This is a genomic window from Ruminococcus sp. Marseille-P328 (assembly GCF_964249465.1).
Classification (GTDB): Bacteria; Bacillota; Clostridia; order Lachnospirales; family Lachnospiraceae; genus Blautia_A; species Blautia_A faecis.
Window position 1 is genome coordinate 1 of sequence record NZ_CAXUBQ010000014.1, and the last position, 23,113, is coordinate 23,113.

20 protein-coding genes and 1 pseudogene are annotated in these 23,113 nt (G+C 43.4%); 15 read left to right on the forward strand and 6 right to left on the reverse strand.

Features of this window, described 5'->3' with window-relative positions; genetic code table 11:
- The 4 genes from ACESTK_RS10990 to ACESTK_RS11005 all read left to right on the forward strand — a co-directional run.
- On the forward strand, window positions 1-480 hold a 480-nt coding region (locus tag ACESTK_RS10990; protein WP_373119731.1), incomplete at its 5' end, for a tyrosine-type recombinase/integrase.
- A 263-nt stretch (window positions 481-743) separates the two neighbouring features.
- Window positions 744-2,534 carry a hypothetical protein gene (locus ACESTK_RS10995; RefSeq protein WP_373119733.1) on the forward strand — a complete coding sequence of 597 codons (1,791 nt, stop codon included), beginning with the start codon at window positions 744-746 and terminating at the stop codon, window positions 2,532-2,534.
- A gap of 87 nt (window positions 2,535-2,621) precedes the next feature.
- Window positions 2,622-3,080: a holin family protein gene (locus ACESTK_RS11000; RefSeq protein ID WP_195699441.1), complete on the forward strand. Its 459-nt coding sequence runs from the start codon at window positions 2,622-2,624 to the stop codon at window positions 3,078-3,080.
- A 31-nt stretch (window positions 3,081-3,111) separates the two neighbouring features.
- Window positions 3,112-3,903, forward strand: coding sequence for an N-acetylmuramoyl-L-alanine amidase (locus tag ACESTK_RS11005; protein WP_373119734.1), 792 nt, complete (start codon window positions 3,112-3,114; stop codon window positions 3,901-3,903).
- A gap of 228 nt (window positions 3,904-4,131) precedes the next feature.
- Here ACESTK_RS11005 and ACESTK_RS11010 read toward each other — a convergent pair.
- The 4 genes and pseudogenes from ACESTK_RS11010 to ACESTK_RS11025 all read right to left on the reverse strand — a co-directional run.
- Window positions 4,132-4,230, reverse strand: a pseudogene (locus ACESTK_RS11010) (manganese catalase family protein); the annotation flags it as partial.
- Between the two features lie 6 nt (window positions 4,231-4,236).
- Window positions 4,237-4,512: a spore coat protein CotJB gene (locus tag ACESTK_RS11015; protein WP_373119736.1), complete on the reverse strand. Its 276-nt coding sequence runs from the start codon at window positions 4,510-4,512 to the stop codon at window positions 4,237-4,239.
- Window positions 4,509-4,922, reverse strand: a complete 414-nt coding sequence (locus tag ACESTK_RS11020; protein ID WP_306467792.1) for a spore coat associated protein CotJA — start codon at window positions 4,920-4,922, stop codon at window positions 4,509-4,511. Before ACESTK_RS11020 ends, ACESTK_RS11015 begins: the two co-directional genes overlap by 4 nt.
- A 136-nt stretch (window positions 4,923-5,058) precedes the next feature.
- On the reverse strand, window positions 5,059-5,712 hold the full coding sequence (locus ACESTK_RS11025) for a restriction endonuclease (protein ID WP_118581084.1): 654 nt from the start codon (window positions 5,710-5,712) through the stop codon (window positions 5,059-5,061).
- A 603-nt stretch (window positions 5,713-6,315) separates the two neighbouring features.
- Between ACESTK_RS11025 and trkA the strand changes: the two genes are divergently transcribed.
- Genes trkA through ACESTK_RS11040 form a run of 3 tightly spaced genes read left to right on the forward strand, consistent with a single transcriptional unit; the run spans window position 6,316 to window position 9,339 of the window.
- Window positions 6,316-7,674 (forward strand): Trk system potassium transporter TrkA, encoded by a 1,359-nt coding sequence (trkA, locus tag ACESTK_RS11030; RefSeq protein ID WP_373119737.1) that lies wholly within the window; start codon window positions 6,316-6,318, stop codon window positions 7,672-7,674.
- Window positions 7,675-7,686: 12 nt separating this feature from the next.
- On the forward strand, window positions 7,687-9,126 hold the full coding sequence (locus tag ACESTK_RS11035) for a TrkH family potassium uptake protein (protein ID WP_313717986.1): 1,440 nt from the start codon (window positions 7,687-7,689) through the stop codon (window positions 9,124-9,126).
- Between the two features lie 48 nt (window positions 9,127-9,174).
- Window positions 9,175-9,339 carry a DUF6783 domain-containing protein gene (locus ACESTK_RS11040; RefSeq protein WP_373119738.1) on the forward strand — a complete coding sequence of 55 codons (165 nt, stop codon included), beginning with the start codon at window positions 9,175-9,177 and terminating at the stop codon, window positions 9,337-9,339.
- 49 nt (window positions 9,340-9,388) lie between these two features.
- Here ACESTK_RS11040 and ACESTK_RS11045 read toward each other — a convergent pair whose 3' ends face one another.
- Both ACESTK_RS11045 and ACESTK_RS11050 read right to left on the reverse strand, forming a co-directional pair.
- Window positions 9,389-10,162, reverse strand: a complete 774-nt coding sequence (locus tag ACESTK_RS11045; protein WP_373119740.1) for a DUF6062 family protein — start codon at window positions 10,160-10,162, stop codon at window positions 9,389-9,391.
- A 35-nt stretch (window positions 10,163-10,197) separates the two neighbouring features.
- Window positions 10,198-10,818, reverse strand: coding sequence for a TetR/AcrR family transcriptional regulator (locus ACESTK_RS11050; RefSeq protein WP_173773263.1), 621 nt, complete (start codon window positions 10,816-10,818; stop codon window positions 10,198-10,200).
- A gap of 348 nt (window positions 10,819-11,166) precedes the next feature.
- Between ACESTK_RS11050 and ACESTK_RS11055 the strand changes: the two genes are divergently transcribed.
- From ACESTK_RS11055 to ACESTK_RS11090, 8 genes are all read left to right on the forward strand, one after another.
- On the forward strand, window positions 11,167-14,748 hold the full coding sequence (locus tag ACESTK_RS11055; RefSeq protein WP_373119742.1) for a hypothetical protein: 3,582 nt from the start codon (window positions 11,167-11,169) through the stop codon (window positions 14,746-14,748).
- Window positions 14,749-14,961: 213 nt separating this feature from the next.
- A complete protein-coding gene (locus tag ACESTK_RS11060) occupies window positions 14,962-16,182 on the forward strand; it encodes a putative peptidoglycan glycosyltransferase FtsW (RefSeq protein WP_330656045.1) in 1,221 nt (406 codons plus the stop codon).
- Between the two features lie 102 nt (window positions 16,183-16,284).
- Window positions 16,285-16,518: an acyl carrier protein gene (acpP, locus tag ACESTK_RS11065; RefSeq protein WP_021924300.1), complete on the forward strand. Its 234-nt coding sequence runs from the start codon at window positions 16,285-16,287 to the stop codon at window positions 16,516-16,518.
- Window positions 16,519-16,849: 331 nt separating this feature from the next.
- A complete protein-coding gene (gene gltX / locus ACESTK_RS11070) occupies window positions 16,850-18,304 on the forward strand; it encodes a glutamate--tRNA ligase (RefSeq protein WP_173773261.1) in 1,455 nt (484 codons plus the stop codon).
- A 19-nt stretch (window positions 18,305-18,323) separates the two neighbouring features.
- Window positions 18,324-20,153: an ATP-dependent helicase gene (locus ACESTK_RS11075; RefSeq protein ID WP_373119745.1), complete on the forward strand. Its 1,830-nt coding sequence runs from the start codon at window positions 18,324-18,326 to the stop codon at window positions 20,151-20,153.
- Between the two features lie 262 nt (window positions 20,154-20,415).
- Entirely contained in the window at window positions 20,416-21,564 is a 1,149-nt protein-coding gene (locus ACESTK_RS11080; protein ID WP_373119747.1) for a hypothetical protein, read from the forward strand.
- 117 nt (window positions 21,565-21,681) lie between these two features.
- Window positions 21,682-22,590 carry a stage III sporulation protein AA gene (gene spoIIIAA / locus ACESTK_RS11085; protein WP_330382709.1) on the forward strand — a complete coding sequence of 303 codons (909 nt, stop codon included), beginning with the start codon at window positions 21,682-21,684 and terminating at the stop codon, window positions 22,588-22,590.
- Window positions 22,587-23,102, forward strand: coding sequence for a stage III sporulation protein AB (locus tag ACESTK_RS11090; RefSeq protein ID WP_226837127.1), 516 nt, complete (start codon window positions 22,587-22,589; stop codon window positions 23,100-23,102). The genes spoIIIAA and ACESTK_RS11090 overlap by 4 nt, the downstream gene beginning before the upstream one ends.
- Window positions 23,103-23,113 lie beyond the last annotated feature (11 nt).

Here is a 23,113-nt window from a genome sequence, read left to right on the forward strand (position 1 = left end):
ACAGAACGAGACGTAGCCATCATGGAGCTACTTTACAGTACTGCTGGGCGTATTGGAGAGGTAGTATCAATCAATCGGGAAGATGTAGATTTTCCTAACCGTGAAATTGTGATATATGGACAGAAGGGAAAGAAAGAGCGCAAAGTATATCTTACGGAGGGGTGCATATATCATTTGAAGAAATACCTGGCAAGCCGAACAGATGACAATCCAGCTTTATTTGTCGTAGATCGGAAAACATATAGCCGACTACAAAGGGAAGCAATTCAAACAATGCTAAGAAAGCTTGGAGCAGAAGCTGGAATACATGCACATCCGCATAAGTTCCGGCGAACACTGCTTACTGATGCAGGAACTAGAGGTGTACCGTTGCAGGAGATACAAGCTTATGCCGGTCATGCCAAACCAGATACAACAATGTTATATGTATCAGTTAAAGATGAAACAGTGAAAGCTTCATTTATGCGATTAATGGCATAAGGTAACTTGCAAATAGGCAAAAAAATGGCCGGCTGAAAAGGTGGCTTGGGCAAACACGGCCTGCTAAGGATTGGATGGACATTTATAGCGAAAAGGAAGACCGCATATAAAATAGTGATTGAAATCATAATCACCAGCATCTTTTATAAAACTTTTTTTACTCTCACTATTTTGTTGGTTTAACTAATAAGAACCCATGCTAAAGGGCACCTCCAAAGGTGTCTTTTATTATGGATTTTTATCCGGAAAGGAGGAAAAACCAGATGATATTCGAACAACCAGTCAATATATACTCGCAGGATTATGCACTGAAGCGTTTCCAGTCAAATGAAACAGCTGTCCAGGTAGTCAGAGGAAAGCTCTCTGCTCTGATCAGCGAGTCAGAATTGATTGAGCTGCAGAACAGCAAGGCAACCATGTACAGTAAACTTGCATCAGCCATACTGGATATAAACAGCCTTCAGCTGCAGTTTTCCGATATCAGCAGTAAATACGATACCGTAACCGGTCAGTACAGTTCCCTGGATGCAAAAGTAGCAGATTACAAAGCAGGCCTAGACGGACTCTCAGTAAATCTGACCAACCTCAGTACCAGGATAAACAATGACTATTCCACGACTACGGCAATGAATGCAGCCATTAAAGCCAGTGTGGATGGGCTGTCCAGTACTGTTTCACAGACTTATGCAACAACGCAAAATGTTAAATCTTCACTGGCAGAAGCGGATACCAATGCAAAGAAATATGCAGACAGTGCACAGAACACAGCAATAAGCCAGGCACAGCAAGACGCAACGTCCAAGGCAGATGCAGCGGAATCCAATGCAAAGGCTGATACCGATAATAAACTGAAGAATTATTCCACTACCATAGCCATGAATTCTGCAATCAAGCAAATGGCCGACAGTATAACACTTAGCGTTTCCAAGACCTATGCGACAGGAGCAGATCTCTCAGCTGGTCTATCCGGTGCAGACCAGAAGGCTAAAAACTATGCGGACAATGCCTTACAATCAGCGGATAAATCAGCAAAGGGATATGCGGATGCTGCACAAAGTGCAGCGGTAAAAGCTGCGAATGCAAATACAGAAGAACTTCTGAAATCGTATCCGACTGTAACCGCTATGGAATCAGCCATTAAGCAGAATGCGGATTCTATCACAGCATCTGTTTCAAAGACTTATGCAACTAAGGAGGGGCTGAGCGACGCCAGTACAAAGATATCAAATCTAGAGACCTGGAAGTCCCAGGCCGCACTGAAGATCACAGATTCTGCAATCGTCAGCACCGTAACCAGTTCCACATCCTGGAGCAAAAAGGCAGACAAGGCCAGTCTGATCTCCCAGATCAACCAGTCTGCAGAAAGTATTTCCATTAACGCGAGTAAGATCAATTTAAACGGTGTGGTAACTGCTAATAGCTATTTTTGCATTTTAACCGATGGAAGTATAAAAAGCACCAAAGGTACGCTGGGAGGATGGACGATATCGTCCGATAAAATTCAGTCACGTTTTGCCGGAATAGATGCGATGACTATACACTCGGATGGATATTTAAAATTCGGAACATGTAAAATAAGTTCAACTGGAGGAGCGCTCACAGTAAAAAATGGCTTACATCTTTACACAAATGTAAATACAGATAGCAGTGGTTTCGATGATGGTACGGAGAGATTCAAGATATTCGGATTAGGCCATGTATCGTCTGGAGGACACCTGGTCTTTGACAGTGATGGGGCTACGGTTTCTTATTTATCCAGTTCATCCAGAAGATACAAGAACCATATCCGGGACATGACAGATAATGATATACAAAATCTGTATAAGCTTCCAACCGTATTCTTTGTTTATAAGCCTGGCTATCTGGAAAAAGACAGCGCAGTTCCCATTCCCGGGCTTTACGCAGAGGATGTGGAGCAGTACCTTCCATTAGCCGCCAGATACCAGAATGGACTGATTGAAGACTGGAATGAAAGAGCTGTGATCCCATATCTGATTAAGGCAATTCAAATGCAGCATGAAGAAATCGAAGCGCTTAAAAGAAAGGCAGGGTGATAATATGAACCAACCCAGGGCGAGACCGTGTAACCGGTCTTATTTTTATACCATAAAATAATATAATAAGAAGGAGAACACATAATTATGAAGGTGATTGATACGTATAATGCCATTGTTGGCGCAGTTGTTGCTGTATTAAGTTATATTTTTGGAGAACATTGGATTCTGTTTGCTCTTTTCCTGGCGTTCAATGTTGCGGACTGGATCACAGGTTGGATGAAAGCCAGACTGACACACAAAGAGAATTCCAAGGCAGGATGGAAGGGCGTTCTGAAGAAACTGGCTTACTGGATTATGATCGCAGTAGCCTTTGGAGCTTCGGCAGTGTTCGTGGAGTTAGGCAAGACGCTTGGAATTGATCTTGGAATCACTACATTGCTGGGGTTCTTTGTCCTGGCATCCCTGTTAGTAAATGAGATTAGGTCTATTTGTGAGAATCTGGTGGAGATGGGAGTTGACGTCCCGAAGATTCTGATCAAGGGACTGGAAGTGGCAGACAAGGCAATCAATAAGGATGGAGAAGATATTGACGAGGGCGAGTGATCGCCCTCCTTTTTGAAAGGAGAATTTCAACATGAAATATTTTATCTGTGTAGGTCACGCAAACTATGGCGGTGGCATCATCTCATCTGCAGATGGCACCAGCAAGGGTGGCGTGAACGAATATAAGTACAACAAAGAATTGGCACCTTATGTGTGCAAATGGCTTAAGACAGCAGGTCATGAGGCAACCTTGTGTATTGCTCCGGAAGGTCAGCTGCATTCCCTGAATGATGAAATCAAGTATTTCATTGAAGAAGAGCATAAACAGAACTATGATCTGTCTGTTCAGCTTCATCTGAATGCCTTTAATGGAGAGGCATATGGCTGTGAAGTGTACTGCTACAATGCAAATGGACTTCCGGAAGCCCAGCGGATCAGCGCGAAGCTTGGCACTGTCTGGCATGACAGAGGAGCTGAAGAACGTCCAGGTTTGTACTGGACCAGAAAGACCAAGGCAAAAGCTGTCCTGGTAGAATCTTTCTTCTGTGATAACAAAGACGATTATGCCAAAGCGAAAAAACTTGGCATGGATGCTCACGGAAAGCTGATCGCAGAGGGCATTCTGGGAAAAACGATCACAATTGCGCCGGCGCAACCAAAAGCAAAGTATTACATCCAGGCTGGAGCCTACGGAACAAAAGAAAATGCAGATGTAATGGTGAAAGTGCTTAAGAAAAAAGGATTTTCATCAAGTATCCGCAAAGTATCCGGCTCCGTCCCATACCGTGTCCAGGTCGGCACCTACAGAACAAAGAAAGCTGCCAATAAGGTGGTAAAGAAGCTGAAGGCAGCAGGATTCACAGTCCTGGTGAAGAACCTGTGATGTCGAATGCTGTCGTACTATCTCGCACGATAAAACTCGACAGATAAGAAAGAATCTGGTACAGTAAAACTGAACATGAGATTTCCCTTAGACAAGAAAAGCCCTTACAATCCCGCGAGTTGCCCCTCAGGAGAGTAAAGGCTTTTCTTCTTATTAAATATTGTATCATCAACCGGTTTGAAAAATAACCCTAAAAAGGTGAATATTGTCCTAGTATAGGTTGTTGCACTCCGGGCCACCATACTGGCTCATAATGAACTGAGCCAGCTTCGCATTTGGTGTTTTGATATTGATTGGATACTGTAATCTTTTTTCATAATTCCACATAAACTGTCACACTCCTTCCTTTTCCCATGGAAATGGCTGCTGAGACCATTTCCATGCATTTTCACTGCTTACAGCTGCACTGTCGATGGTCAGAGGACCGTATTTCTCAGCATATTCGGCCATCAGCTGGTTGCGACGGTCAGAAATATCGGAAAAATAGCGCAATGCTTTTTGATCCTCAGGGTGAGTATCCAGATAAAGAAGCATGTCATTGACAGCGAAACTAACCTCATTGATCTGCTGTAAAAAAGAGCATCTTGGGGAAGGCTGCTTTCTCATCATCTTCGAATACCTCTCTTTCCACAGAATGGTTTACAAAGCTGTGGGAAAATAGTGCCCACAGACAAGGCATAGTCAAGATCATAGGCTGAAGTGAAATTCTGATATGGTACATAGGCCATTGCTGGTGTCAGGTGTTTCAGGTGCTCATACATATTATCTGTTTTTGATGAAACTGGTTTAGTGCAGGGGCAGTTTGGTGTTTGGGAAATTGGCGGATTGTATGAAGACTTCACAGGTATGAAATCACCGGAATTTTTATATGGTCTGGTACAGTCTGAGGACTCACAATTCATTTCGCTGCAAGAAGTCTCTCGCCGCATTTGCGACAGTGGAGCGGGAGAGAAATTCATCATCCCGCAGGTTCTATTATAAGGGCGGCAGCCCGAACGGTTCATCTGATAATTTTCCATAAACAGATCCTTTCCTTATTCCGTAAGGTCTTTCCCTTTATTCTATGTAAAAATATATAAATGTGTTTATATAAGAGAATGTAATAGTTACGTATACTGTTGGTGGTGCAGTGAAAAGAACGGATGGTATTTTTTATTATGGCTTTGGTTTTAAGAGATACACATGCACAAAATAAATCAGTGCGGGAATCAGAAATACAAGATTTACACCGCCTGCCAGGAATTCAGGAACGTTGCCTGCTCCTTGAAATGTAAATTCAAGGAAAAGGTACAGTGCTCCAGCTAAAGTACTTAACATCCAGTTCTCCCAGCCCAGCCAGCCAAGAAGCCCAGCCAGAATCAGGGAAAATTCCCGATAATACTGCAAATAAGTATCCGAAGAAAATGGAAAAACATTTCTTAGAAGATAACATCCAAATAGGATTCCAAGAATATTCATTGCTCTCATTATTTCAAAAATCAGACTTGTACTCTTTAACATAGAGCAGTTGTCCCATAGCTTTACATCTAATTTATTGGCTGCGCTGATAGCTGCCTTGGTGAAAGTGCCATTTGTCATAACGATGCAGCGGTCGCAGTCATAGTATTTGCCCCCGGCATAGACCTCTTGCACTGCTTTATTCCCAACTGGATAAGAATAATATTTGCATTGAACTGCATATTTTGAAAAATGTTTGTAGGCAATGATGTCAACACCCTGGTCACCACTTTTTTTGGTAACTTCTACATGGTGAAATCCCTTTCGGCGCAGCATCCGGGCGCATTTATATTCAAATTTGTGTCCATTCATCTGGTAAAATCCCTTATTTTGAGTTATTGTTTCGTTTTTTTATACAAAAACAGCAGAAATCGTTTCATGATTTTTTCAAAAGTCTTTCACACTTTTATCACATTTGTTTCGTATATTATTAACTGTAGAAAGCACCAAGTCTTTCTTAATTTAATATTTTTCTTTTTCATACGCGCCGGTGCGAAAGCACCGGCCTCCTTCCATTTCTGGGGAAAATATCCTGTTTATAAAGTTAATGGCGAAAGCCAAATTCGGGAAAATGAAATAAAAGTATATTTATAGAGATAAAGTCATTGTACTACATATGAAATAAAAAGTAAACACCTGTTCGAACAACACGTTGCTGTTCACTCCGTTCACAGTAACGCGCTTCGCGATGCACAGAAATCACGCATTCGCATGATTTCGCGCCGCACTTCCCGGGCTTTTTGTGAACAAAGTTCACAGTTAACTTCAAACACACTCTAAGATTTACTGTAAGAAAATGACTATTTCCAAAAGCATACAGTAGTGCTATAATAGCAGTGTTTAGAATGTTAGGGGCAGACTCACTTTTTGTCTGTGACCTGACATTTTCCTATTATTTATATATTTGGAGGATTTATGCAAATTATAATTGTCGGGTGTGGAAAAGTTGGACGTACACTTGCAGAACAGCTTCAGGAAGAGGATACTGATATAACTTTGATCGATATCAATCCGGACAGGATTAATGCGATTACAGATGAAGTAGATGCTATGGGCGTTGTTGGAAATGGAGCAAGTATCAATACTCTTATGGAAGCGGGAATTGAGAACGCAGACATTCTTATCGCAGTTACTGTATCAGATGAGATGAACCTTCTATGCTGTCTGATCGCCCAGAAGACTGGTCACTGCCACACAATTGCCCGTGTGCGTAATCCGATTTACAGTAAGGAAATCGGTTTTATCAAGGAGCGTCTGGGCGTAACCATGATCATCAACCCGGAACTGGCAGCGGCACAGGAGATTTCAAAACTTCTGCGTTTTCCATCCGCCATAAAGATCGATACTTTTGCCAGAGGCAAGGTAGAACTTCTGAAATTTAAAGTAATGCCTGAATTTGAACTGGATGGAAAGAGCATTCAGCAGATTACGGAGCACTTTCGCTGCGATATTCTTTTCTGTGCTATTGAGGGAAAAGATTATACTACCATTCCAGGTGGTACCAATGTGATCCGGAATGGAGATGTGATTTCTATTCTTGCTACCCCGCAGAATGCAGCAGCTTTCTTTAAAAAGATTGGCTTGAAGACCCATCAGGTAAAGAACACCGTGATCGTAGGCGGCGGAACTATTTCTTATTATCTTGCCCAGGCCCTGCTTGCCATGAAGATCAAAGTCAAGGTAATTGAGAAAGATAAGAACCGCTGTGAGTTCCTAAGCGAAGAACTTACAGATGCTACGATTATTAACGGTGACGGCACAGACCGTTCCCTTCTTCTGGAAGAGGGGCTGGAAAGTGCTGAGTCCTTTGTAACTTTGACTAATATGGACGAGGAGAATATTTTCCTTTCCCTTTTCGCAAAGACTATTTCGAATGCCAAGCTGGTTGCCAAGGTAAACAGACTTGCCTATGACGATATTATTGACAGTCTGGACATCGGAAGTGTTATTTACCCGAAATACATTACTGCAGATTATATTTTGCAGTATGTAAGAGCAACCCAGAATTCCATTGGAAGTAATGTGGAGACCTTGTATCACATTCTGGATGGAAAGGCAGAAGCTCTGGAATTTAAGATCTGTGATAATTCACCTATTGTAGGAAGGACATTGTCCGAACTGAATCTGAAGAAGAATCTTCTTGTTGGATGTCTTTACCGGGATGGCAGTGTTCGCATTCCTCGTGGACATGATGCCCTGGAGATTGGAGACAGAGTTGTAATTGTTACCACTAACAGAGGCCTTCGTGATATCAACGATATACTTGCAAAGTAAAGGAGTCCGGACATGAATTATTCCATGATATCTTATATTCTTGGCTGGATCTTCAATTTTGAAGCGGCATTTATGATTTTGCCAGGAATTACAGCAATCATTTACCGGGAAAAAAATGGTCTGGCATTTCTGATCACGATGTTGATCTGTCTGACAATTGGAATTCCGCTTACCAGGAGGAAAAGAAAAAGCAAAGTATTCCATGCCAAAGAGGGTGCTGTTACAGTTGCTCTCAGCTGGCTGGTACTCAGTATTGCAGGAGCGCTTCCTTTTATTATTTCAGGAAGTATTCCCCATCCTATAGATGCAATATTTGAAACTGTTTCCGGTTTTACCACGACTGGAGCCAGTATTTTGAGTGATGTGGAGGCTCTGTCTCACTGTATGCTGATCTGGAGAAGCTTTACCCACTGGATTGGCGGAATGGGAGTACTGGTATTTATTCTCTGCCTGCTGCCTCTTACCGGTGGATACCACATGAATCTGATGAAAGCAGAGAGCCCGGGACCGTCTGTCAGCAAATTGGTACCGAAGGTACAGTCCACAGCCAAGATTTTGTATACCATATACATTATTCTGACTATTGTGGAGATCATTTTCCTTCTCATTGGAAAAATGCCTCTGTTTGATACATTGTGCCTTAGTTTTGGTACCGCAGGTACCGGTGGTTTTGGTATCAAAAATGACAGTATTGCAAGCTACAGCACGTATAATCAGGTGGTGATTACGGTCTTTATGATTCTTTTTGGAATCAACTTTAATGCCTATTATCTGCTTCTGACCAAGAAAGTAATGCAGGCAGCCAAGAATGAAGAGGTACGTTACTATCTGGGGATTATTGGCTTGGCCATTGTAGCTATCGCTATTAATACAAGAGAAATGTTCACAAGCTTTGGAAGAGCTTTCCAGCAGGCTGCTTTCCAGGTGGGATCCATCATTACGACTACTGGATATGCTACCACAGATTTCAATGTGTGGCCGGTATTTTCTAAGACTATTCTGGTTATCCTTATGTTTGTGGGAGCCTGTGCAGGAAGTACAGGCGGCGGTATCAAGGTATCCCGTCTTCTGATCCTGTGTAAATCTGCACGCAAGGAACTGCAGCTGTATCTGCACCCAAATGCAGTGAAGAAGATCAAGATGGATGATAAGGCGATTCCCCATGAGGTGGTGCGAGCTACAAACATGTTCCTGTTTGTGTACATTATGATTTTTGTTACTTCACTGTTGATTATAAGTCTGGACAATCTGGATATGGTTTCCAATTTCACCGCGATCGCAGCCACTTTGAATAATATAGGACCTGGTCTTGGAGCTGTGGGACCTACCGGGAACTTTAATACGTATTCTTATATTTCCAAGGCTGTTATGATCTTTGATATGCTGGCAGGAAGGCTTGAAGTATTCCCGCTGTTACTTTTGTTTAAGAGAGATACCTGGAGAAAGTTCTGAAAACTGACAAATAAAAAACTCCTCAAATTAACACGCTCTAGAGCCTGTTTGAAAAATCATTCCCGCAATCTGCACGCCCCACTTTGCGGGAGATTTCACCCGAATTCGGTTGCCGTAGCCCGCTACGGCGCCCTCATCCGAGCGAAATCTCCCACAAATTGTGACGCACATCTTGCAGAAAGCCTTTTTCAAACACGCTCTAAAGAATGTTAATTTGAGGAGTCTTTATTTGCGTAAGTAACGAGCAGGAGCCTGTTTGGTCTTACTTGTCCATAGTATATGGCTCATCTGCCGGATATCCTCCTGCCGCTTTCTGCATTCCACGCGGCAGTGCATCCTTGGAAGTACGCCAGTCCGCATCTTTATTGCGGTAATCAAACTTATCGCAGAACCAGTCCAGATCATCAGAAAGCCTTTGCATATTCTGCTCCATCATTGGGAAAAGGATAGTGTAAAAGGCTTTTTTCTCTTTATCAGATAAAGCACTTTCAGCTGTTTCAACCAGATCTCCGAAATGGGGAATGCAAAATCCCTTACAGTTTTCAAAAAGCGGGAGAAATTCCTGATTTTTTTTAAACAGTTCGAAAAAAGTATCCAGATATCTTGCATAGGTATCTTTATAAAAATTGCAGATATAGCAGGTATCTTCCTGTTCTTTTACCCATACGCCAAGAGAAGTCTTCGGTGCATCTGTATCTGTGTTTCCCTTCTTAAATCGGGAAAAAACGGAAGCCCTGGAAGGGGCGAAAATCCTGATCTGTTCATGAAGTTCTTTTGTTTTGTACTGAAAATGGGTTTTCAGAATCAGACCTGTACCCAGACGGTTTCCATAGTCATACATTTTCTTATAGTGTGTACGGCAAAAGCCCATTTTATCAGTTTCTGCCCGTACATCGTCTTCCATATAAGATGCACCGGCACCTAAAACGAAATCCATGGCATGCTGTTCCAGCTGGCGCTCCACAAAACAGAAAGGGCATTCGTCCTCTGCTTTAAAAGCATCCATCAGGGGAATGGTATATAATTTTTCTTTCATCTGTAAGGTCTCCTTCAGGATTTTAATGTATAAGTCTATAATTTTTCAACATCTGCTCCATGGATAAATGCCTGCAAAATACAGTCTATCGTCCGATGAAGATAAGGACGGTATTCAGCAAGACAGACTGGCTGGGAGTGAAGAATACAGCTGTAACTTGTGGAACTTACCAGTTCAATAATGGTAAAAAGAAGCAGCTCCGGGGAATCATACTGTACATCAGATTGATCCAGAAGATTGAGATATTCCTGGAAAAATGGAAAATCATCGTCATCTGCCTGTTCCTGAAACGCATCCTTAAAAACTCCCCAGGACAGATTCTTGGAAATAAAGCCAAGCAGATTACTCTCAGTTTCCAGCCTGTCCAGAATATTATCTACAATAAAATGAAGCTGTGCAGTGAAACCGGTAATGTGGGAGGCTTCCAGAGCATCATGCGCCTCGGAAAAAAGTTCGCCGGCTTTGTGAGAGATCAGCTTATTTCGAATATCATATTTATCTTTAAAATAGAGGTAAAAAGTTCCTTTGGCAACTCCTGCATTTTCCACAATATCGGAAATGGTTGTCTTGGCAAGCCCCTTAGTGGTAAAGAGTTCAAAGGCAGTGTTGTATAGAGCACTTTTCTTCCTTTTTTTATTTAACTCCAGTTTTCCCATGCCAGTTCCTCCTAAGCTTATGTCCGTCAGACATTCTATAAATAAAAGTTTACTGTCTCTCCCAGCAGCAATAAAAGCCGGTTGTTACAATTACAGCTTCACTATCTGAACTTTTCTTGATAATTATGGTGGTTTATTTCTATTTTAAACAAAAATGACCAAAAGTCAATATCAAAACAGGAAAAGATTTGGGTAAAAAGCAGATATTGACTACTGGTCAGTTTTGTTGTATAACTTTCATAGGCTAAGAGATGACTAACTGATGTCGGGAAAACAGATACGCTGCAGGACAGCGGGAGGAGTTTGCAGACGTCAGATATTTAAGTAAGAATTAAGGAGTTGGCTAACATGAACCGAAATAAAAAGATTCTGAATGTTACAATGGCTGCCGGAATGGCTGCCGTCCTTGGAACTACACCGGTAATTGCTGCAGCACAGGAAGCAGACAATGGAGTATCCAAGGAAGAAACCGTATATGTAAACGCTACTGCAGAAGGTGAAATAAAAGACATCACCGTATCTGACTGGCTGAAGAATTCCGGATCAGCAGAGGGAGATGTATCCGATGTATCTGACCTGGAAGGAATCAAGAATGTAAAAGGTGATGAAACCTTTACCCAGGATGGCGACAAGATTACCTGGAATACAGACAGCAGTGATATTTACTATCAGGGAACTTCCAACAAGGAACTTCCGGTAGATATGAAGATCAAATATTATCTGGATGACCAGGAAATTACTCCAGAGGAGCTTGCTGGCAAGAGTGGACATCTTCGTATGGAAGTTTCTTATACAAACAAATCCAAAAAGACAGTAAAAGTTGATAAAAAAGACGTAGAAGTTTATTCTCCGTTTGTTATGGTAACCGGAATGATCCTTTCTTCCGATAATTTTTCCAATGTTACCATTGATAATGGAAAGGTGATTTCCGATGGCGACAAGGAAATGGTTGTAGGAGTTGCAGTTCCAGGTTTAAAGGATAGCCTGGATTTAAGCGGTGACCTTTCCGATAAGATTGATATTCCGGAAGGATTCACAATGGAGGCTGATGTTACAGACTGTACTATGGGAAATACTTTCACTATGGCGGTTACAGACTTGCTCAGCAGTCTGAATCTTGAGGATTCCGATGATTTGGATGAACTTCAGGATTCTCTGGATGAACTGGATGATGCAGCAGTGAAGCTGGTAGATGGATCTAAGGATCTTTTTGATGGAACTAAGAAGCTTTATGATGGAACGAAAGATCTTTATGATGGAACCGAAGATCTGAAAGACGGAACCAGCCAGCTTTATGATGGAGCCAAGGAACTGGATGACGGAGCCAAGACTCTGAAAGATGGAACCAGCCAGCTTTATGATGGAAGTAAAGACCTGGATGACGGAGCCAGCCAGCTTTACGACGGAGCCAAGACTCTTAATACAGGAGCCGGTCAGCTTTATGATGGAACTACTTCCTTATACAGTGGAACAAAGACTCTGTACGATGGGACCAGAACTCTTTATGGCGGAGCCAGTACACTGGCTTCCAGTTACAATGAATTTGATGCTGGTGTGGCAAGTGCCAAGACTGGTGCTTCCCAGTTAAACAGCGGTGCAAAAACACTGCAGAGCGGTATTTCCCAGTATACTGCAGGGGTGGATTCACTGGCTTCTGGTGTGAACAGCTACACAGAAGGTGTTGACACTGTAAACAGCAACATGGCAGAGTACAATAAAGGAATGAAATCCCTGACAGATGGTGTGAACAAATATGTGGCTGGTGGAAATCAGCTGGCAGACGGTGTAACCGCTTATGTAAATGGTGCAACTCAGCTGACTGACGGAGTAAGCACTTATGTAAGCGGTGCAAGTGCCCTGGCACAGGGAACCAAGGACTATGTAAGTGGAACATCTGCACTGGTTGAAGGGGTAGGACAGCTGGCACCTGGAATCCAGCAGGCTTCAGAAGGAATCAGCGCTGCTTCTGCAAAACTTACAGAAATTGCCAAGAATGTAGCAGCTGCAAAGCCGGAAACAATGGTGAAGAGCCTGAATCAGTATGCAGATGGAGCTGATTCCTTGGCTGACGGTGTAACGGAATACGTTGGAAAAGTAGGTGAGGCTGCTTCTGGAGCAGCAAGTGTTGCAGAGGGTGCAAAGAGCCTGACTGATGGTACAGCGGCTCTTGTTTCCGGTGCAACTCAGGTAAAAGACGGAATTGGAAAATTAAAAGAAGGAACAAGCTATTCAATCAGTCAGATCGGCGACAGTGCCTCTAAGACAATGAAGGATTCAGCAGCAAGTATCCATGAGGCAGCTGCCCAGATTGAGACTACGGTTACTGCACAGTCCGCAGGGGTATCTACAGATGCTGCCGCTGGTGCAATCAGTGCAACCCAGAGCTCTATGAGCAGTGCAATCGCAACTTTGCAGGGAGCACTTGGAACAGAGGGACTTGACGAAGGAACTGCAGCAGCTATTAATTCTGCAATCGAGCAGTTAAATGCAGGTCTTGGAAATGCTTCTGCCGCCCAGGGTGAGCTAGGTAACATTCAGGCACAGTCACAGGTAGCTGTCCAGGCTGAGACAAACGGAAGCAGTGTTCAGGAATCCTTAAATGCCATTGCGTCCACCCTGGAAGGTGCAGCGGGCAGTATTTCAGAAGCAGCATCAGCGAGCTCCTCAACTTTAGCTGGTGAAGCAGATAAACTGATTGCAGGTGCAGCTGCTGTTGAATCAGGAGCCCAGACCGCAAATGCAGGAGCCGCACAGCTGAGCACAGGTGCTGATTCTCTGAACAGTGGAATGGCACAGCTGAAGGAAGCAGGTGAAGGTCAGTTATCTACAGGAGCATCAAATCTGAAAGCAGCCGGAACGCAGGTAAGAGAGAGTCTGACAGCAGTAAGCAGTCTGGTTGCAGGACTTGGAGATCTTTCTTCTATGACAGATTCTGTGAATCAGTTAGCGGAAGGTGCTAAACAGATTTCAGAAGGAAATGAGAAGCTTCAGGCTGGCTATAAACAGTTACAGGATACCAAGGCTGCTGAGACACTTACAAGCGGAGCAGATCAGATCCTTAACAGTGAGAAGACTATTACAGATGGAATCAATACCCTTCAGGGCAAGGATAATGCCAACGCAACAGCACTTCTCAGTGGCGCAAGTACATTAAAGAGTGCAAAGGAGAGCCTTGATGCAGGTATCAGTTCAATCAGCAAAGCAACCGGCAAGCTGGTAACTGGTGTTGGTCAGATTGCAGCAAACAGTGTGGCACTGAGAAGCGGAGCTTCTCAGCTGACAGCAAGTAGTGATACCCTGAACAGTGGAGCATCCCAGCTGACAGCAGGAACCAAGAGCCTTGTAAGCGGAGCAGGTACATTAGTAGCAGCCAGTGGACAGGTAAAATCCGGTATTGCACAGCTAAAGAACGGTGCTGCAGATCTGAGAAGCGGAGCTTCCCAGTTAAGAAGCGGTGCAAACAGTGTTAATAATGGAACTCGTGAATTGAAGAGTGGTACATCTTCTTTAGTAAGCGGAACAAAAGATCTGAAAGACGGAACCAAGACTTTGAAGGATGGAGCTAAGGAGCTGAATGACGGAGCTAAGACTCTGAAAGACGGAACAAGCAGTCTGAAAGACGGAGCTAAGACCCTGGATGATGGAGCAAAAGACCTGAAGGATGGGGCAAAAGATCTGAAAGACGGAGCTAAGGATCTGAAGGATGGAGCAAAAGATCTGAAGGATGGTGAGAAAGAGTTCTACGATGAGGGTATCAAGAAACTGAAAGATACTATGGAAGATGATTTCCAGAGTGTTCTGGATCGCCTGGAAGCACTCCAGTCTGATGATGCTGCTTATACATCCTTCACAGGAAAAGATGCTTCCATGAGTGGCAACGTGAAGTTCATTATTGAAACAGAAGGCTTCGATGATGGCAGTGAAGACTGATCTTAAGCAGGTCAGATATAAATTTCTATAAGGAAACAGAGAAGGGCAGGAGAGTATCCTGCTCTTTTCTATTACGGGATAAACCCTGCAGCCGTTACCGTTCACGGAGTAACAGCACCTTTGGGTTGCACCTGCAAAAAGAGTCTGCTATAATGAAAAACAATTAAGGAAATAAAAGAGTTTATATAAAAATGAACAGAAAAAGGTGATAAAGTGGATATTGCGAAAAAGAAAAAAGCAAGTATCCGGTCAGGAAAGAAAAAGGCAGGTCCTGGCTATAAGTCCAAGATCAAAATGAAAAAGGCGAAATCAGATTACTATGATTTTAATCTGGTCGCAGTAATCATATTGATCATGTGTTTTGGTCTGATCATGCTTTACAGTACAAGCTCTTATATGGCTCAGATTAATGAAGGGGACGATATGTTCTATTTCAAAAAACAGGCAATGTACAGTATTGGCTGTCTTGTGCTGGCAATTATAGTGTCCTATTTTGATTATCATATTCTGGCGAAATTTCCGTTTGTGATCTATGTAGTAGCCGCTGTTCTCATGGTGCTGGTAAAGACTCCCCTGGGAGTCACCTCTCATGGAGCGAGAAGATGGCTGAAGCTTGGGGTACAGTTTCAGCCGGCAGAGATTGCAAAGATTGCAGTGATCATCACATTGTCCTATCTGATCGTCAAAATGGGAAAGAGAGTGGAAACCCTGAAAGCTACTATGGTACTTCTGGGAATGGGCGGCATTCAGGCACTGTTTGCATATGTGTTTACGGATAACCTGAGTACTGCTATGATTATTTTGGGGATTACCGTAGGTCTGGTGTTTATCGCACATCCAAAAACAAAACCATTTGTTATCCTTGCTGTTGTTGCGGTTATTTTGGTGGCAATCCTGGTATACAGTCTTTCCCATATGGATCAGAGCTCTAACTTCCGTTTACGTCGTATTCAGGTATGGCTTCATCCGGAGGATTATGCAAGCGGAGATGGCTATCAGACTCTGCAGGCTTTGTATGCAATTGGTTCAGGAGGTTTCTTTGGCAGAGGTCTTGGAAACAGTATTCAGAAGCTTGGAAGTGTGCCTGAGGCACAGAATGACATGATATTTTCCATTATTTGTGAAGAACTGGGGATTTTTGGCGCGATCATGGTTTTGGCGTTGTTTGGTTATCTGTTGTACAGATTGTTTTTTGTTGCACAGAATGCACCGGATATGTTTGGCTCCCTGCTTGTGAGCGGCGTTTTTGTACATATCGCTTTGCAGGTTATTATGAACGTGGCCGTTGTGCTGAATATCATGCCAAACACAGGTGTCACATTGCCATTTATCAGCTATGGAGGTACCTCCATTTTGTTCCTGATGGCAGAGATGGGACTGGCCTTAAGTGTGGCCAGACAGATTAAATTCCAGGAGCCGGAATTTATCCTATAATTCTCTTGACAAATGAGCCAGCAGATTATATACTTTCCGCAGTGTATGACATACGGCTGATAGAAGCCGGTTTTCGAGATATTTATTAAAGGAGAATGAGCAATGTTAGAAAAGATGAGTGAAATGATCGCAGAGCAGCTTAACTGCGACGCAGAGACAATTACAGCAGATACTTCTTTCAAGGATGACCTGGGAGCAGATTCCCTTGACCTCTTCGAGCTTGTTATGGCTCTGGAAGATGAGTACAACATCGAGATTCCGGCAGAGGAGCTTACAGAGCTGAACACAGTTGGTGATGTAATCGACTATCTGAGAGATAAAGGAATCGATGCTTAATTTTTTTCGCAGATGATGATCTCCCGCTACTGTTCACTGGTAACATTCCGCGAGGTGTTTCTGTGAACAAAGTTCACAGAAAACCCGAGAATTAAGTTTGCGCAGCAAACGCTACTTCTTGTGCTTGTCACAAGAAGGTTCGTCTTTCTGTGCATCGCGAAGCGCGTTACGGTGAACGGAGTGAACGTAACGATCTCCCTGAGGCTGGGCTTCAGGGGGATTTTTTCTATAGACATTTTGAATGGATTAGGTATATAATGTGAAAAGGCAGTTGCCATCACGGAATAGCAGCAGAAGATAAGAAAGAATAAACAGGGAGAATAGAGAAGACATGACTAAGATCAGAACCAGATTTGCACCAAGCCCTACAGGCAGAATGCATGTTGGAAATTTACGTACTGCGTTATACGCATATCTTATTACAAAGCATGAAGGCGGAGATTTTATTCTCCGTATTGAGGATACAGACCAGGAGCGCTATGTAGAGGGCGCTGTAGATATTATTTATCGTACTATGGAGAAGACTGGTCTTATTCATGACGAAGGTCCGGATAAGGACGGTGGATATGGCCCATATGTACAGAGCGAGCGCCAGGCACAGGGGATTTACATGAAATATGCCAGACAGCTTGTAGACCAGGGCGATGCATACTACTGCTTCTGCCAGAAGGAAGAATTAGAGAGCATGAAGCGTGTGGTAGCAGGCAAGGAGATTTCCATTTATGACAAACGCTGCCTGAAGCTTTCCAAGGAAGAAGTTCAGCGCCGTCTGGATGCCGGAGAGCCACATGTAATCCGTTTTAACATGCCTACAGAGGGAACTACCACTTTCCATGATGTAATTTACGGAGATATTACAGTAAACAATGAGGAACTTGAGGATCTGATCCTGATCAAATCTGACGGATATCCGACTTATAATTTTGCTAACGTTGTAGACGATCATCTTATGGGAATCACACATGTGGTACGAGGCAATGAATATCTTTCCTCTTCCCCGAAATACAACCGTATCTATGAGGCATTTGGCTGGGATATTCCGGTTTATGTACATTGTCCGCTGATCACGGATGAAACTCACGCCAAATTGTCCAAACGTTCCGGACATTCCTCCTATGAGGACCTTCTGGATCAGGGATTTGTTTCCGAGGCAATTGTAAACTATGTTGCACTTCTGGGATGGAGTCCGGCAGATAATAACGAGATCTTCAGCCTCAGGGAACTGGTTGAAAAATTTGATTATCATCACATTAATAAATCTCCGGCTGTATTTGATATCAACAAGCTTCGCTGGATGAATGGCGAGTATATTAAGAAAATGGATCCGGAAGTATTTTATGAGAGAGCACTTCCATACATGAAGGAAGTTCTGAAGGGAGACTTTAACTTTAAGAAAATTGCAGGAATGGTTCAGACCAGAATCGAAACTTTCCCTGACATTCCGGCATTGATTGATTTCTTCCAGGAAGTTCCGGAGTATGATGCATCTATGTATTGCCATAAGAAAATGAAAACAAACGAAGAGACTTCTCTTACAGTTTTGAAAGAAGTTCTTCCGCTTCTGGAAGCTCAGGAGGATTACACCAATGATCCGCTGTTCGCTTCCTTAAGTGAATTTGTCAAGGAGAAAGGTTACAAGAACGGCTATGTAATGTGGCCTCTTCGTACAGCTGTTTCAGGTAAGCAGATGACACCGGCAGGCGCTACCGAGATCATGGAGATCATTGGCAAGGATGAGACAATCCGCCGTGTGAAAGCTGCAATTGAGAAGCTTGAGAATCTGTAATGAAGAATCTGTCTCAATTATGAAGAAAAATCCATCTCAATTAAGGGCAATCGCCCACCTGTCAGGACCTATGATGGTTCTGGCAGGCCCCGGTTCGGGGAAAACTTCAGTGATCGTTGAAAGAACTGCATATATGACTGGTGAGGGGGAAATACCGGCGTCCTCTGTTCTTGTTGTAACCTTTTCCCGGGCTGCAGCAAAAGAGATGAGAGAGCGTTTTCTGAAGTTTACCGGACAGACCTCCACGGCTGTTACCTTCGGAACCTTTCACGGTGTTTTTTATGGAATTCTGAAGCAGGCTTATGGACTTGGTGCCGGCAATATTTTGTCAGAAGAAGAAAAATATGCCATTTTAAAAGAAATGACTCTGGAATTTGGTCAGGAACTGGCGCAGGAGGGAGATTTCCAGGAGGATGTGGCAAAGGAAATCAGCGTGGTAAAAGGGGGGAGGATTTCCTTGGATCACTATTATTCTTCCTGCTGCCCAGATGAGGTATTCCGCCAGATTTATAATGGGTATCAGAAGGCCTTGCGTCAGAGAAGAAAACTGGATTTCGATGACATGCTTCTTTGCTGCTATGAACTTTTTGTCAAGAGAAAAGATATTCTGGCGGCATGGCAAAACAAATTCCAATACATTATGGTAGATGAATTTCAGGATATCAACCATCTACAGTATGATATTGTTAGGATGCTGGCAAAGCCCAGGGATAACCTGTTCATAGTGGGAGACGATGATCAGTCTATTTATCATTTTCGTGGCGCCAAGCCAGAGATCATGCTGAACTTTACCAAAGATTATCCTAAGGCAGAAACGGTTCTTTTGGACATTAATTATCGCTGTACGAAAAATGTACTTCAGGCAGCCATGAATGTGGTGGGCTGCAACCAGATCCGCTTTAAGAAGAGGCTGTCTACGCCAAATGAGCAGGGAAAACCTGTGAAGTTGATGGAATTTGACAATCCAAGAGAAGAGTATGTGAAGATTGCCGCTTTTTTGAAGAAGCGGCTGGAGGCAGGAGAGAATCTGGAGGATACTGCAGTGCTTTTTCGTACCAATCAGGAGGCAGAGGGGCTTGTTGGAGCCTTGATGGAGTACCAGATTCCTTTTACCATGAAAGAACAGCTGCCCAATCTGTTCCGGCATTGGATCAGCAGAAACCTGATGGCATATCTGAAAATGGCAGCAGGAGACAGGACGAGAAAGCTTTTCCTGGAAATTATGAACCGCCCCAACCGGTATATAGCAAGGGATGCCCTGACACAGACCACAATCTCATTTTCTGCATTGAGAGATTTCTATAAAGACAAAGACTGGATGTGCGACAGGATTACCACACTGGAAACACATCTTCGGATTCTTTCCACTTTGGCACCCTATGCTGCAGTGAATTTTATCCGAAAAGGAATGGGCTATGAGCAATATCTGATTGAATATGCCCAGTACCGTAAAATTCGTCCGGAGGAGCTTCTTGAGGTCCTTGAACGCATACAGGAAAGTGCCAAAGGCATGAAAACCCTGGAAGAGTGGGAAAACTACATAGAGGATTACACAAAGAAGCTGGCCGAACAGGCGAAAAAACAGGAGACGAAAAGGGAAGGGATTGTAATTTCCACCCTTCATGCGGTAAAAGGGCTGGAATACGATAAAGTTTATATTATGAATGTAAACGAAGGGAGCATTCCCTATAAAAAGGCTGTTCTGGCAGAGTCTTTGGAAGAAGAACGCCGTCTTTTTTATGTAGGCATGACTCGGGCGAAGAAAGAACTTATGCTCTGTTATGTGCGACGTCAGTACGATAAAGAGCGTGCCCCTTCACGGTTTCTGGAAGAAACCGGGCTGTTCTAATTTCCTCTTGTAAACGTAAACCTGATAAAGTATAATGATGTCTGTTGTGAAATTATAACAAAAAAAGAGGTAACTATTTAGGAGACAGTATTTCGCGAGGTTTTTTTGTGAACACAGTTCACAGAAAGCCCGGGAATTTCGGCGTGAAATCATGGAAAGCATGATTTTTTGTGTATCGCGAAGCATGCAATTGTAAAGCATGTAGTTGTGAAGGTATGGAACAGTTACCAAAAGAGTACTATTGCGGAAGCAGTGCAGATAAATGACGAAAAAGATGAAATGGAGAAACCGCATTTTCTGGCTCAGGATCCTGATCATGGTTCTGGTCATTGTGGGATCTTATCTGGCATATGCCTTTATATACAGAGGCAGAAATGAGCCGCCCACCAAGAGGAAAACCACCAATCAGGAAGCGGCTTACTATACTCTTCGTGGACAGATCCAGATGCTTTCCCAGAAAGAAGAGCTGATGGCATTTGCCTTTGAAGACAGGAAAAAAGAGCGGGAATACGGAACCTATATTATTCCTGGTCTGAAAGCAACACGAACCCTTCTTACCAGTGAAGGTGATATGCCGGCCATGTGTACCACTATGACACCGCAGGGTCTGGCAGTAACAGAGGATTATGTTTTTGTAAGTGCCTATTGTCATGCGAAAAAGCATAACTCTGTGATCTATATGATTAATAAAGAATCGCACCGTTTTATAAAAGAAATTATTTTGCCCGGACAGCCACATGTTGGCGGTCTGGCGTATGACAGTGAACATCAGATTCTGTGGTATTCTTCAAATACGCAGGAGCTTGCCCAGGCAGTGAGTCTTACCATGGAATCCATTGAAAATTATGACTATGATGCGGGTAGGCATCCTATCGCGACCAACCAGATAGCCAGCCTTTACGGAATCGTCCGTGATTCCTTTATGACCTTTTATGATGGGTGTCTATACGTTGGCTGCTTTACAAAATATACAGACAGTGCAATTGCAAGATATGCAGTAGATGATCAGGGAAACCTGATAAATACTATGGATGAAGGTCTGGGAATGAACTTTGGGATGGCAGTTCCCCTTGATTATTCCACCATTTCCGAACAGGCACAGGGAATGGCTTTTTATAACGACAAGCTTCTTTTGTCTCATTCCTTTGGAATTCTGCCTTCCAGAGTGGTATTTTATGAGAAATCCGATAAAAGGCTTTATGTAGATGAAAATTCTGCTGTCAGCTATCGGTTTCCGGAACGAATCGAACAGATTTTTGTGGATGGGGATGACTTGTACGTGCTGTTTGAATCCGCTGCTTATGCATATAGTTCAGCGTCTGTGAATATTGTGGACAGGGTTTTAAAACTGAGCCTTCCCAGAATGGAAGAATACCAGCAGAGCATACAGAGTAATGTGAGCCAGTATTAGAAGGATTTTTCAAACACGCTCTAGAGCCTGTAAATCTGGTGGATTTATTTAAGAATGAATCCGGGATTGTCCACATATATTAAAATTGAGAGGTGATACAACATAGAAGCAGAGCAGATTCAGAACCTGTTTGCGGGCAATATCCGCAGACTGTTGATGAATGCAAACCTTGATTATGACAAAATATATGAGATACGGTTAAGAGTAGGACGACCGCTGTTCTACACCTATGACGGAGGTGAGGGTTTCCTTACCGACCATGATGGCAAATACGTGGTGACAAGGGAAGATCTGAAGGAAACCATGGAATATATAAGTGGTTATTCCCTTTATTCCTATGAAGATGAAATGCGCCAGGGGTTTCTTACTGTTCAGGGAGGTCATCGGGTAGGTGTTACCGGAAAGGTGATTCTTGACGGCAATGAGATCCAGGGAATGAAATATATTTCCTGTATAAATGTACGTCTGGCTCACGAAGTGGTAGGCTGCGCAGACCAGGTGATGCCCTATATCCGCAAAAAAGACTGGGTAGCCCATACTTTGATCGTTTCTCCGCCAAGAGGGGGGAAAACAACCCTGCTTCGGGATATTATCCGTCAGCTGAGCAATGGTGAGGAAAAGAAAAAAATGCCGGGGGTAACGGTTGGCGTTGTAGATGAGAGAAGTGAGCTTGCCGGTTCCTATCAGGGAGTTCCCCAGAATGACCTTGGCATGCGTACGGATGTGCTGGACGGCTGTCCAAAGGCAGAAGGGATGGAAATGCTGATCCGTTCTATGTCTCCGGCAGTTGTGGCCGTAGATGAACTGGGACGGAAAGAAGACTTTAAAGCTGTGGAATCTGTGATTCACAGTGGATGTAAAGTAATCGCCACCGCTCATGGAAATTCCATTGAGGACGTGATCCATCAGCCTTATTTTGAAAGGCTGGTGAGAAGAAGAGTGTTTGAACGGTATATTTTCCTGGACAAGGGAGAACATGCGGGAACCATACTTGGAATTTATGACAGAAACGGGAGGCCTTGTTGAAAACAGCAGGAATCATTCTGATCCTTTTTTCCGGAACAGGTCTTGGATTGTGTAAAAGCATGGAATTGACAGCCAGACTGAAAATTCTGGAAAAACTGGCTCAGCTTCTTCTGTTACTGAAAGGGGAAATCCGCTGCACAGGGGCGACGTTGGAAGATGCCTTTCTTGATGCTGCAGCAAAAATGCCAGGAGAGTACAGGCTTTTTCTCAAAGAAACTGCAGGATGGCTTCAGCAGCGGCCTGGAATTACCTTTGATGAGATTTTCAGGGAATGCGCGGTAAGACTGCTTCCCCTTTACAGACTTTCAGAGGAAGAGAGGGAAAGCTTTCTTTCTCTGGGTGAAAAACTGGGATATCTGGACAGGGAAATGCAGGTGGCACAGCTGACACTTCTGGAGGAGGAGCTAGGCTACAGGATAAAGACTCTGAAAAGTGCTATGCCAAAGCAGCAGAAAACATATCAGAGCATGGGAATTCTGGGCGGAATTCTGCTGGCAGTCTTGTTGTGGTAATTTCATATAAT

Excerpts from the sequence above, each read along its gene's own strand:
- ACESTK_RS11055 (WP_373119742.1), top strand. The coding sequence starts at position 11,167 with ATGAACCGAAATAAAAAGATTCTGAATGTTACAATGGCTGCCGGAATG.
- gltX (WP_173773261.1), top strand. The coding sequence starts at position 16,850 with ATGACTAAGATCAGAACCAGATTTGCACCAAGCCCTACAGGCAGAATG.
- trkA (WP_373119737.1), top strand. The coding sequence starts at position 6,316 with ATGCAAATTATAATTGTCGGGTGTGGAAAAGTTGGACGTACACTTGCA.
- acpP (WP_021924300.1), top strand. The coding sequence starts at position 16,285 with ATGTTAGAAAAGATGAGTGAAATGATCGCAGAGCAGCTTAACTGCGAC.
- ACESTK_RS11015 (WP_373119736.1), bottom strand. The coding sequence starts at position 4,512 with ATGATGAGAAAGCAGCCTTCCCCAAGATGCTCTTTTTTACAGCAGATC.
- ACESTK_RS11045 (WP_373119740.1), bottom strand. The coding sequence starts at position 10,162 with ATGAAAGAAAAATTATATACCATTCCCCTGATGGATGCTTTTAAAGCA.
- ACESTK_RS11025 (WP_118581084.1), bottom strand. The coding sequence starts at position 5,712 with ATGAATGGACACAAATTTGAATATAAATGCGCCCGGATGCTGCGCCGA.
- ACESTK_RS11000 (WP_195699441.1), top strand. The coding sequence starts at position 2,622 with ATGAAGGTGATTGATACGTATAATGCCATTGTTGGCGCAGTTGTTGCT.
- ACESTK_RS11005 (WP_373119734.1), top strand. The coding sequence starts at position 3,112 with ATGAAATATTTTATCTGTGTAGGTCACGCAAACTATGGCGGTGGCATC.
- ACESTK_RS11020 (WP_306467792.1), bottom strand. The coding sequence starts at position 4,922 with ATGGAAAATTATCAGATGAACCGTTCGGGCTGCCGCCCTTATAATAGA.
- ACESTK_RS11050 (WP_173773263.1), bottom strand. The coding sequence starts at position 10,818 with ATGGGAAAACTGGAGTTAAATAAAAAAAGGAAGAAAAGTGCTCTATAC.
- ACESTK_RS11035 (WP_313717986.1), top strand. The coding sequence starts at position 7,687 with ATGAATTATTCCATGATATCTTATATTCTTGGCTGGATCTTCAATTTT.
- ACESTK_RS11075 (WP_373119745.1), top strand. The coding sequence starts at position 18,324 with ATGAAGAAAAATCCATCTCAATTAAGGGCAATCGCCCACCTGTCAGGA.
- ACESTK_RS10995 (WP_373119733.1), top strand. The coding sequence starts at position 744 with ATGATATTCGAACAACCAGTCAATATATACTCGCAGGATTATGCACTG.
- ACESTK_RS11080 (WP_373119747.1), top strand. The coding sequence starts at position 20,416 with ATGACGAAAAAGATGAAATGGAGAAACCGCATTTTCTGGCTCAGGATC.